A 9,388-nucleotide genomic window follows, 5' to 3' on the forward strand; every position below is an offset into this window, starting at 1 on the left:
TCCTGCGTCTCGCCTTGCTCGGTGTGCCCGTCGTTCGCGGGTTGCCGACGAACGCTATCCGTATTGTGCGGAGGTATCGCCCACCAGGCCCGTCGGGGCGGCCGCGTCGGGGTCGCCGAGGCCCAGCGCACGGTCCATCTCGATCTCGCGGGCGGCGGGGTCGAGCGGGTACGGCTCGGTCCGCCCGGTGGCGGTGAACCCGTGGCGCGCGTAGAAGGCGGCCGCCCGCGGGTTGGCCTCGTGGACCAGCAGACGGATGCGGTCCGCGCCCGCCTCGTCGCGGGCCCAGCGCAGGACCGTTCGCAGCAGGAGGTCGGCGACGGGGCCGCCACGGCGCTCGGGCACGACGAACACCGACACGAGCAGCGCCCGGCCGGGGCGCTCGAGCACGCCGCCCATCGTGCCGAGCCAGTCGCCGCCCGGCCCGACGGCGGCGTACGTCGCGATCGACGTGCCGGCCGAGCCGCGCCGGGCGCGGCGCCGCCACTCGCGCTCGTCGAAGCGACGTGTCTGCTCGATGGTCTCGGTGAACGCCAGCGGCGTGTCGGCCAGCATCGCCAGGCGGAGCGCCCGCACGCGCTCCCAGTCCTGCTCCCGCACACGGGCGACCCGCACGCCCGTCCCGGAGCCGTCGTCGTGGGGCGGGCCGGTCACGCGCGGCCTCCGCAGCCGCTCCCGCGCGAGCCGCTGGACGTGCCGGTGGGGCGGCCGGAGGCCCGCCTACGCTCGGAGCCGTGACGCTCGGGTCGACGGGGGACGGATGGGCCCGGTGCGACGCCGGGCACCGGCACTGGGGCCTTGGCGGAGCCGCCGGCCTGCTGCTGTGGGCACAGGGCTCGGTCCTGCTCCAGCTGCGCGCCGCGTGGAGCCACGAGGGCGGCACGTGGGGGCTTCCCGGCGGGGCCCGCGGCCTCGACGAGGACGCGGTGGGCGCCGCCCTGCGGGAGACCCGCGAGGAGACCGGCCTGACCGTGGCGCGCGCGGCCGCGACCGGCCGGCTGGTCGTCGACCACGGCGGGTGGTCGTACACCACCGTGCTCGCCCGCGTCGACTGCGCGTCGCCCGTGGTGGCCGACCGGGAGAGCGCTGCACTCGAGTGGGCCCCCGTCGGCCAGGTGGCCGAACGGGAGCTGCACCCCGGCCTGGCGGAGGCCTGGCCGTTGCTGGAGACCGCGGCCGGCCGGCGGCTGCGCCTTGTCGTCGACGCCGCGAACGTCGTCGGGTCGCGCCCGGACGGCTGGTGGCGCGACCGTCGCGCCGCCGCCGCCCGGCTGCGCAGCCAGCTCGTCGGCCTCGCCGTCCCCGGGCCGGCGCTGCCACCCGTGCTCGGCCTGCCGGCGCTGGACTCGTGGGCGCCCGAGACGCTGCTCGTCGTCGAGGGTGCCGCGCGGGGCCTCGCCGACGAGCCGCCGCGCCCCGGTCTGACGGTCGTCGCAGCGCCCGCCTCGGGGGACGACGAGGTGGCCCGGGCCGCCGTGCCTGCGCCCGGGGACGCCGTGCTCGTCGTGACGAGCGACCGTGAGCTGCGACGTCGCTGCGCTGATCTGGGCGCGTCCGTGGTGGGCGCGGGCTGGCTGCGCGAGCTGCTCGACGCCCGCGCCGACCCCGACCGCTGACCGGCCGGGCGGACGGGCCCGCCGGGCCCGCTGGGCGCGGGCCCACGCTCCCCCTGGGTCCCGCCTCACGCGTGCCCGGTCTCCTCCGACCTGGCCGGGTCGACCGACCCACCCGCGGCGTCGGGGTCTGCGGCCCGGGCCTGCTGCTCGCCGCCCACCAGCTCCCCGAGCACGTCGCCGTGCGGCGGCGTGGAGTCCTCGGGGTCCGGGTGCGGCCCCGTGCTCGTCCCCTGACCGCTCGTTCCTGTCATTCCTGCCCCGCCTCCTCGCGCAGTCGGTCGATCTCGCGGCTCGCGTCGGCCTTGGTGATCTCCTCCGGGCTCTGCGGCGCCTCCTCGCCCGCCTGGCGGGCCAGCGTCTCCAGGTAGCTCAACTGGGCACCGGTGGCCGGCTCACCGCCGGTCACCCACTCGCTCGGGTCCTTCTCCGTGGACCGCTGCTGGGCGTCCTCGGACCGCCCGGTGTCGCTCTCGTTCGCTTGGCTGCTGTCGCTCATGCCGCGTCGGTACCCCCGCCCCGCGAGCGTTGAACGCCGGACCCGGCCGCTGCCGGTCACGCAAGCACGCCGTCGGCCGGACCGGCACCCGCAGCCGCACCCGCAGCCGCACCGGCACCTGACCGGCACCTGACCGGCACGTGTACGCGCCCGCTCCCGGGGCAGCCTGCCGGCAACGAGGCGGGGACGGCCGTCCCGGCTGTGCCGCACGCCACGGCCCCTCAGGCTGGACGCGCGTGCGAGGGCTGCTCTACGGTGCTGAACGTCCCGCAGCTCCTGCTGCGGGTCCCTCGTGCGGCGCCGAGTCCTGCCCGGGCACGAGGTTTCCGTGGATCACGGGCAGGAGCGGGGGACCCAATCGCGGGCGGTGCAGTTCGCCGCCCTTGGGGTGAAGCCGCAGCATGCGGCCGGGAAATCTCCTCCCGAACCCGACAGCTCACTTCGCAGGCGCTGGAGAGGGCCACCTCGCGTGCCGAGTTCGATCCTGCGTCCCTACCAGGGGCGCCACCGCGCCGTACGCCCGTCCACCGCTCCCCGTGCGCTCGTCGCCGTTGCCGGAGCTGGCCTGACCACCGCGGCGCTCGCGGCCGGGAGCGCCGGTGCGGGCGCCGCACCCGCCAAGGGCAAGGCCGTCGTGCGCACGCCGCTGCTGGTCCAGGGGGCCGAGGGCGGTGCCGTCCGCGACCTGCAGGCCAGCCTGAAGATGTCGACGGTGACGGGCACGTTCGGCCCGAAGACCGTCGCCGCGATCAAGGCCTTCCAGCGGCGCAACCACCTGCCCGTGACCGGCAAGGCCGACGCGCTCACCTGGCGCGCGCTGCCCAAGGTCAAGGCCCCTGCGTCGCGCTCGGCCGACCGCAAGGTCGGCGGCCGCGACCTCGGGCTCGACAGCCTCAACTGGTCGGCGCTCGCCCGTTGCGAGTCCGGCGGCAACCCGCGCGCGGTGAACCCCGCGGGCTACTACGGCCTTTACCAGTTCAACGTCGGCACCTGGCGTGGGGTCGGCGGCTCGGGGATGCCGCACCACGCGTCCGCGGAGGAGCAGACCTACCGGGCGCAGCTGCTCTACAAGCGCAGCGGCGCGCGCCCGTGGCCGCACTGCGGCAAGCTGCTCTGACTCCTGCTTCCCGAGCCTGGCGGTGGCGAACGCTGCCGGGGGACCCTGCTCAGCCCGAGGGGCGGCGCTTCGTGCAAGCGCCGCCCCTCGCGCGCGTAGCGCCGCGTCCCGGAGCGCGGGCCCGGATGCTGCCGGCCACGACCGCGGGAAGCGGTCAGTGGACCCGCAGCGGGTCGTGGCCCACAGCCATCAGGGAGCGCCGCAGCGCGTCATCGCGCAGGTCGATGGTGTTGTGGGTGACGTCGCCCTCCGGGTACGCCGCTCGCACCCGGTCGATCACGGCCCGCATGACGTCCACGTCGTGCTCGGTGAGGTCGACCTTCCGCTTGGCCAGCACCTGGGCGACCGCCTCGCCGAGGCCCTCGCTCTCCAGCGCCGCCCGCTCGCCGTCACCCATGTCGTCCGCGGCCATAGAGCCCATCGTCGCCTCCACCGAGGTGTCCGCCCCGGGCTGGCTCGCCGAGCCCGCCGTCATGCCGGGCAGCACCTCGCCGTCCTCGCTCGATGCATCGGCCCGCAGGAACTCCTGCAGCTCGCGCGAGGTCATGGTGACCACGCCGTGGAACTCCTCCCACAGCGCGTCCAGCTCCTGACCGCGGTCCATGCCGTCCCCTCTCGACGTTTCCCTGTGCGACGTTTCCCTGTGCGACGTGCTTCCGACGGTCGAGCCGGCACCCGCGCGCTGTCATGCCCGCGGTGGCAGTACATGCTCGACGGCGCCTGGTGTCCGATATGCCCGCTGCTCTCGAGGTTGACCCGTGCCCGTGATCCGGGCCACCGGAGCGAGCAGGTCAGCGGGCGGAGCGGGCGACGAGGTCGCGGACGTCCTCGGGCAGCACACCGCGTGGCCGGGAGGCGAGGCCGCCGCCGCTCTCGAGATCGACGATGCGGAAGACCGTGCGGGCGACCGAGGCCGCGCGCGGCGCGTCCAAGCTGGTGCGCTCGGCGACCAGCGCGACGAAGTCGTCGGCCAGCGCCGGGTCCGCGGGGCCGTTCGCGCCCAGCCCGTCGCGCAGGTGCGCGGCCAGGTCGGGCGGGAGCCGCTCCGCCAGCGTGGCCGCGACGGTGTCGGGGACGCGTTCCCCCAGCGCCCGCAGCGTGGCGCTCGTGGCACGGTCGGCCATCGCCGGTGAGGCGAGCCGGGCGCGATGCTGGACCAGGCGGGCGAGCTGGGCGTAGTGCACGTACAACCTCCAGCGCCGTGGCGGGATACTCGCGTGCGCTGGGCTTGCCCCGATGGTCGGGCTTCGAACCCTCAATTGGTGACAATTCGTCCCTGCATGGTCACGGAGCGATAGGAGAAGGGGTCGCACCGCCGACGGCACGTTGGGAGGGACCGTCGACGGGTAGGGCAGGCTCATGACCACTTCTGACGACGCCCCTCCCACCCCGGCCGACGACGCGGTCCGCGACCGGCTCGCTGACAGCGACCTCGCGGCGAAGCCGCCGGCGATGCCGGACGCCGAGCGGCTCGAGTCGGCGCTGCGCGAGGGCGGCCCGCTGGTGCACGACGACCCGGAGCGGGAGCAGGCACGCCGGGCGCAGCCGACCGAGGACGGCCCGGGGACCTCGCTGACCTGACAGCACCACGCCGGCCGAGCAGCCGGCCGGGTCGCGGTGGCCTCCCGGTGGGGCAGGCCACCCTCCCGGCCGGCGGCCGGACGGAAGCATGCCGGGCCCTTCGTGCGTTGACGTCTCTGCTATGACAATCGAGACGAGGCTGCAGACGACGCAGCAGACGCACCCGGGGGCTCCCACCCCCTCCGACGACTCTAACCGTGCAGCCGACGCGGCGACGCCGGTGTCCGAGCAGGACCTCGACCTCGCCGCCCCGACCGCTGACCTGGTCCGCCTCTACCTCGATGACATCGGGCGGACCCCGCTCCTCACCGCGGCCGAGGAGGTAGAGCTCTCCCAGCGCATCGAGGCCGGTGTCTACGCCGAGCACCTGCTCAAGGAGGCGCCCAGCGACCTCGACGCCGAGCGGCGGGCCCAGCTCGAGGCGCTCGTCCGGGACGGCCTGCGGGCCAAGGACCAGATGCTGCGGGCCAACCTGCGGCTCGTCGTGTCGGTGGCCAAGAAGCACAGCCACCGCGGGCTGCCCTTCCTCGACGTCGTCCAGGAGGGCAACCTCGGCCTGGTCCGGGCGGTGGAGAAGTTCGACTACCGCAAGGGCTACAAGTTCTCGACGTACGCCACCTGGTGGATCCGGCAGGCGATCGGGCGCGGGCTGGCCGAGCAGGCGCGCACCATCCGGCTGCCCGTCCACGTGCACGAGCAGATCGGCAAGCTGACCCGCGCCCTGCGCGAGCTGTCGAGCAAGCTCGAGCGCGAGCCCACGGACGAGGAGATCGCCGAAGCGCTCGGCTGGGACGTCGCGGACGTCGTGTCGCTGCGCCGTGTGGGGCGCGAGGCGATCAGCCTCGACACCCCGGTCGGCGACGACATGGACACCAGCGTCGGCGAGCTCGTCGTCGACACCGACGCCGTCACCGCTGTGGAGGCGGTCGAGCACCGCGCGATGCTGCGCGAGCTGCACCGAGCGATCGCGACGCTGCCGGAGCGGGAGGCGGCCATCGTGCGGCTCCGTTACGGGCTGCTCGACGGCCGGGCACGCACGTTGGACGAGATCGGCCGCGAGCTGGGCCTGACCCGCGAGCGGATCCGCCAGCTGGAGAAGGAGGCGCTGGCCAAGCTGCGCCACCCGTCGGCGACCCGGGACCTGCTCGACTGGGCGAGCTGACCCCGGGCGGCAGTGTCGGCCTGGTCCATGCTGGCTCCATGGAGCTGTGGGAGCTGGCCCTCGTCGCGCTGGCGATGCTGGTGGGCCTGGTCGGAGTGCTCGTCCCGGTCCTGCCCGGCCTGGCCGTCATCTGGGCGGCCGGGCTGGTGTGGGCCTGGCTGGAGGACGGCGTCGCGCCCTGGCTCGTGCTGGCCGCCGTCACCGCGGTGCTGGGCGCCGGCACGACGGCGAAGTACGTCCTCCCGGCCCGGGCGCTGCGCGGCTCAGGAGCGCCCACGTCGACGGTCCTTGCCGGGGCGGCGCTCGGCGTCGTGGGCTTCTTCGTCCTGCCGGTCGTGGGCCTGCCCCTCGGCTTCGTCGGCGGGGTCTACCTCGCCGAGCAGGCGCGGCTGCGCGCGCCGCGCGCGGCCTGGGCCAGCACGGTGGTGACGCTCAAGGGCATCGGCATCGGTGTGCTCCTCGAGCTGGCCGCCGGCCTGGTCGCCGTCGGGCTGTGGACGGTCTCGGCGCTGATCATCGCCGCCTGACGCCCGGGACGGCACCAGGCCCGGCCGCGAGGCGCCCAGGCACCGGCAGCGGCACCAGCCGAAGGCCCCCTGCGTCGACCAGCAGCTCGCAGACCTGGTGACCCGCGGGGCCGCCGCGTACGCCGAGCACGGCCACCGTTCGCGCGAGCCGGTCGCCGAGGTCGAGGTGGCGCAGCAGCAGCACGCCGTCGGCCGCGGCCAGCAGCTCGGGATGGAGGTCCTGCGGGTCTCCGATCAGCGGCTGGGTGGACGTGGTGAGCAGCGTGGTGCCGCCGGTCGCCCGCAGCACCGCGTCCAAGCCGCGTACCAGCTCCGCGAAGACGACCTCCGACGCGGCCCGCTGCACGGCTCCGAGCCCGTCCACGACGACGCGGGCCGGCGCGAGCTCCTCGACTGCGAGCTGCACCGCCACGAGCATCTCCTCGGGCGCCTCGGGGCGCACGGGCAGGAACCGGAGGTGGCCCTTTCGCTCCGCCGCCTCGAGCCGGTAGCCCGCCCCGGCCGTCGCATGGAGCACCTGCTCCCGGGTGCGGTCGCACGCGACGAAGAGCACGGGCCCGTTCTCGCCGGCAGTGGGCTCGACCGCGCAGGCGAACGACGCGGCGAGCAGCGTCTTGCCCGACGCGGCCGGTCCCGCGACCAGCAGCACCGACCCGCGGTACGCCCCGCCACCGCACAGCTCGTCGAGCTGCGAGCTGCCGAGCGGGACCCGGTCGTTGCCGGGCCGCGGGAGCGGTCGCCCGCCGCGCCCGGGCAGGACGACGACGCCTCGCCGCGGGTGGACGGAGAAGGGGTGCTCGCCGCCGCGGTGGCCCGCCCCGCGCATCTTCAGCACCTCGATGGTCCTGCGCCGGCGCTCCCCCTGCAGCCGGTTGCGCAGGACCACGACGTTGTCGGCGACGAACTGTCCGATGCCGGTCAGGGTGAGCCGTGGGTCGGCCTCGGCCGTCTCCGCCGTGAGCACCACGGTCAGCCCGAGGCGGCGCAGCTCGGCCACGAGCCGGCGCAGCTGGCCGCGGACGACCTCGGTCCCCGCGCTGCGCAGCAGCACGGCGTCCAGGGAGTCGATGGCCAGCCGGACCGCGCCCGTGGCGTCGACCGCCCGGCCGATCTGCGCGGCCAGCGTCTCCAGGCTGTAGTCGGTGAAGGCCTCGGCGGACTCGCCCACGACGACGGGTGAGGCGTCGACGAAGCTCCACAGCTCCTGCCGCTCCCAGTCCGCGATCGGCCAGCCGAGCGTGGACAGGTTGGCCCGCAGCTCGTCCGCCGGCTCCTCGAGGGAGACGAAGACGGCCGGCTGCCCGCGGCGTACCCCCTCGGCGAGGAACTGGGCGGCGAACACCGTCTTCGCGGCTCCGGCCTCACCGGAGACCAGGGTGGCCCGTCCCCGCGGCAGGCCTCCCCCGCTGATGACGTCGAAGCCCGGGATCCCGGTCTCGACCCGCGCGAGCTCGGGGTCGGCGTGCTCGGCCGGACCGCGCTGCTCGTGCGGCGAGGGGTGAGCAGTGGGTGGTGCGCCATGCGTCCCCTGGGCGCCCGCAGGCCCAGGGGCCGTCACCGGGTGGCGCCCCGCGGGCCCGCCGCGGCCAGGACGAACCAGACACACTTGCCGTCCGGCTCGGTCGTCACCCCCCAGTCGTCACTGAGCGCGGAGAGCAGGGCCAGCCCGCGCCCCGACGTGCGGGAATCGCTCTCCGCCTGCGGCTCCGGCTGCTGGGGGTTGTGGTCGGCCACGGTGACGAGGACCGCGGAGTCCAGCCGCGTCACGCCCACGGTGAACCGGGTACGCGCGTGCAGCACGGCATTGGTCACGACCTCGCTGACCAGGATGTCGAGGGCGTCTGCGGCCTCGGGGCCGAGCGGCGGTACCTGCGACCGCACCCACAGCCGAGCCTCCCGTGCCGCCCGCGGCTCCGGGCGCAGGTCCACGGAAGCGTGGGGAGCCCCCGGGGGGACCGCAAAGGCGTGTCCCTCCAGCAACGACTGCCTCCCCATGCCTGCGCCCCCTGACCACATCCGTTGGTGTCTCCCCGGTCCCGGCCTCGGTGACACCTCCTTCGCACCGCCCGGTCAGGAGGTGCGGCTGCCCGGGGCTCCTTCCGACAGGTGTCGGTGTCCAGGACGTCCCGCCGGCGCGGCAACGAGTCCAGCTCGAGGTGAAGACCGACGGTGACGGGCTGCTCGACAAGTGCCCTGTTCCACGCCAACTACTTCGTGGCGCGCGGCTACGGCGCCCTCCTCATGGACATGATCGGCACGAACGAGTCGACCGGCTGCCCGACCGTCCACGACGAGTCGGACAACCTCAGCGCCAAGGTCGTCATCGACTGGCTGGACGGCCGGGCCCGGGCGTACGACGCCGCGGGCACCAGGCGGTTCGCTCCCCCGCCGACGACGCCTGCTACAAGCAGGTCACGAAGCGGCTCGTGTCACTGCGGACCGGGAGGTGGTCACCGAGGGGGTCCAGGACGCGCTCGACCTGACCTCCGGCGAACTGCTACCGCGCTCGTGCTCGGACGCGAGTCTCTCGTCGACTTCTCATTGCTGCCCGAGGACTACGTCGTCAAGGCCGGCCACCGGGTCGCCGTGTGAGGGTCCGCAGCTACTCGGGCTACAGCAGCCAGGCCGACCGCGACCAGGCCGACCGCAACTAGGCCGAGATCACCGTCCCGGTGAAGCGGAGCCGACTCATGCTTCCCGTGGTGGGCGGGAAGCCAGCAGCCCGGGAGGCCGGCCTGCGAGCCTCTGACCGCTCGCGGAGCGGTCGCCGTCGGCCCCGGCTGTTCGGCCCCGGCTGAAGGCCGCCGTGCTCCTGCACGCTCGGCATGCAGCGCGCCCACAAGCCGTGGACGCAGAAATGCCTGTGCCCCCGGGACCCCTTGTGGGGGT

At 75.0% G+C, this 9,388-nt stretch carries 13 protein-coding genes and 1 riboswitch; of the genes, 6 read left to right on the top strand and 7 right to left on the bottom strand.

Annotation, left to right across the window (positions count from 1 at the left end; genetic code table 11):
- Nucleotides 1-54: 54 nt before the first annotated feature.
- Nucleotides 55-654 carry a GNAT family N-acetyltransferase gene (locus tag G9H72_RS13245; protein WP_331272276.1) on the bottom strand — a complete coding sequence of 200 codons (600 nt, stop codon included), beginning with the start codon at nt 652-654 and terminating at the stop codon, nt 55-57.
- Nucleotides 655-734: 80 nt separating this feature from the next.
- On the opposite strand from G9H72_RS13245, the gene G9H72_RS13250 reads away from it, so the two are divergent.
- Nucleotides 735-1,616 carry an NUDIX domain-containing protein gene (locus tag G9H72_RS13250; RefSeq protein ID WP_166171745.1) on the top strand — a complete coding sequence of 294 codons (882 nt, stop codon included), beginning with the start codon at nt 735-737 and terminating at the stop codon, nt 1,614-1,616.
- A gap of 65 nt (nt 1,617-1,681) precedes the next feature.
- On the opposite strand, the gene G9H72_RS13255 is transcribed toward G9H72_RS13250, so the two are convergent.
- Together G9H72_RS13255 and G9H72_RS13260 are read right to left on the bottom strand one after the other, a co-directional pair.
- Nucleotides 1,682-1,867, bottom strand: a complete 186-nt coding sequence (locus G9H72_RS13255; protein ID WP_166171747.1) for a hypothetical protein — start codon at nt 1,865-1,867, stop codon at nt 1,682-1,684.
- Nucleotides 1,864-2,112 carry a DUF3072 domain-containing protein gene (locus G9H72_RS13260; RefSeq protein WP_166171749.1) on the bottom strand — a complete coding sequence of 83 codons (249 nt, stop codon included), beginning with the start codon at nt 2,110-2,112 and terminating at the stop codon, nt 1,864-1,866. The genes G9H72_RS13255 and G9H72_RS13260 overlap by 4 nt, the downstream gene beginning before the upstream one ends.
- A 288-nt stretch (nt 2,113-2,400) precedes the next feature.
- A riboswitch (cyclic di-AMP (ydaO/yuaA leader) is annotated at nt 2,401-2,577 on the top strand.
- A gap of 4 nt (nt 2,578-2,581) precedes the next feature.
- On the opposite strand from G9H72_RS13260, the gene G9H72_RS23030 reads away from it, so the two are divergent.
- Nucleotides 2,582-3,229, top strand: coding sequence for a transglycosylase family protein (locus tag G9H72_RS23030; protein ID WP_331272277.1), 648 nt, complete (start codon nt 2,582-2,584; stop codon nt 3,227-3,229).
- 154 nt (nt 3,230-3,383) lie between these two features.
- Here the strand turns inward: G9H72_RS23030 and G9H72_RS13270 are convergent, their stop codons facing one another.
- The gene (locus tag G9H72_RS13270) at nt 3,384-3,833 is read right to left on the bottom strand and encodes a DUF3140 domain-containing protein (RefSeq protein ID WP_166171751.1); all 450 of its coding nucleotides are present in this window, start codon (nt 3,831-3,833) and stop codon (nt 3,384-3,386) included.
- Nucleotides 3,834-4,020: 187 nt separating this feature from the next.
- Nucleotides 4,021-4,413, bottom strand: a complete 393-nt coding sequence (locus tag G9H72_RS22455) for a DUF2267 domain-containing protein (RefSeq protein WP_166171753.1) — start codon at nt 4,411-4,413, stop codon at nt 4,021-4,023.
- Nucleotides 4,414-4,588: 175 nt separating this feature from the next.
- Here G9H72_RS22455 and G9H72_RS13280 point away from each other — a divergent pair, with 175 nt between their 5' ends.
- The 3 genes from G9H72_RS13280 to G9H72_RS13290 all read left to right on the top strand — a co-directional run bounded on the left by G9H72_RS13280 (nt 4,589) and on the right by G9H72_RS13290 (nt 6,499).
- Nucleotides 4,589-4,810: a hypothetical protein gene (locus G9H72_RS13280; RefSeq protein WP_166171755.1), complete on the top strand. Its 222-nt coding sequence runs from the start codon at nt 4,589-4,591 to the stop codon at nt 4,808-4,810.
- A gap of 121 nt (nt 4,811-4,931) precedes the next feature.
- Nucleotides 4,932-5,972: a sigma-70 family RNA polymerase sigma factor gene (locus tag G9H72_RS13285; protein WP_166171757.1), complete on the top strand. Its 1,041-nt coding sequence runs from the start codon at nt 4,932-4,934 to the stop codon at nt 5,970-5,972.
- A 38-nt stretch (nt 5,973-6,010) separates the two neighbouring features.
- Nucleotides 6,011-6,499 (top strand): DUF456 domain-containing protein, encoded by a 489-nt coding sequence (locus G9H72_RS13290; protein ID WP_166171759.1) that lies wholly within the window; start codon nt 6,011-6,013, stop codon nt 6,497-6,499.
- On the opposite strand, the gene G9H72_RS13295 is transcribed toward G9H72_RS13290, so the two are convergent.
- Nucleotides 6,486-8,057, bottom strand: coding sequence for an ATPase domain-containing protein (locus G9H72_RS13295; protein ID WP_166171761.1), 1,572 nt, complete (start codon nt 8,055-8,057; stop codon nt 6,486-6,488). The genes G9H72_RS13290 and G9H72_RS13295 overlap by 14 nt on opposite strands.
- Nucleotides 8,054-8,515, bottom strand: coding sequence for an ATP-binding protein (locus G9H72_RS13300; RefSeq protein ID WP_331272278.1), 462 nt, complete (start codon nt 8,513-8,515; stop codon nt 8,054-8,056). Before G9H72_RS13300 ends, G9H72_RS13295 begins: the two co-directional genes overlap by 4 nt.
- A 153-nt stretch (nt 8,516-8,668) precedes the next feature.
- Here G9H72_RS13300 and G9H72_RS13305 point away from each other — a divergent pair, with 153 nt between their 5' ends.
- Nucleotides 8,669-9,091, top strand: a complete 423-nt coding sequence (locus G9H72_RS13305; RefSeq protein WP_331272279.1) for a CocE/NonD family hydrolase — start codon at nt 8,669-8,671, stop codon at nt 9,089-9,091.
- The last annotated feature ends 297 nt before the right edge of the window (nt 9,092-9,388 follow it).

This window comes from Motilibacter aurantiacus, assembly GCF_011250645.1.
Lineage (GTDB): Bacteria > Actinomycetota > Actinomycetes > Motilibacterales > Motilibacteraceae > Motilibacter_A > Motilibacter_A aurantiacus.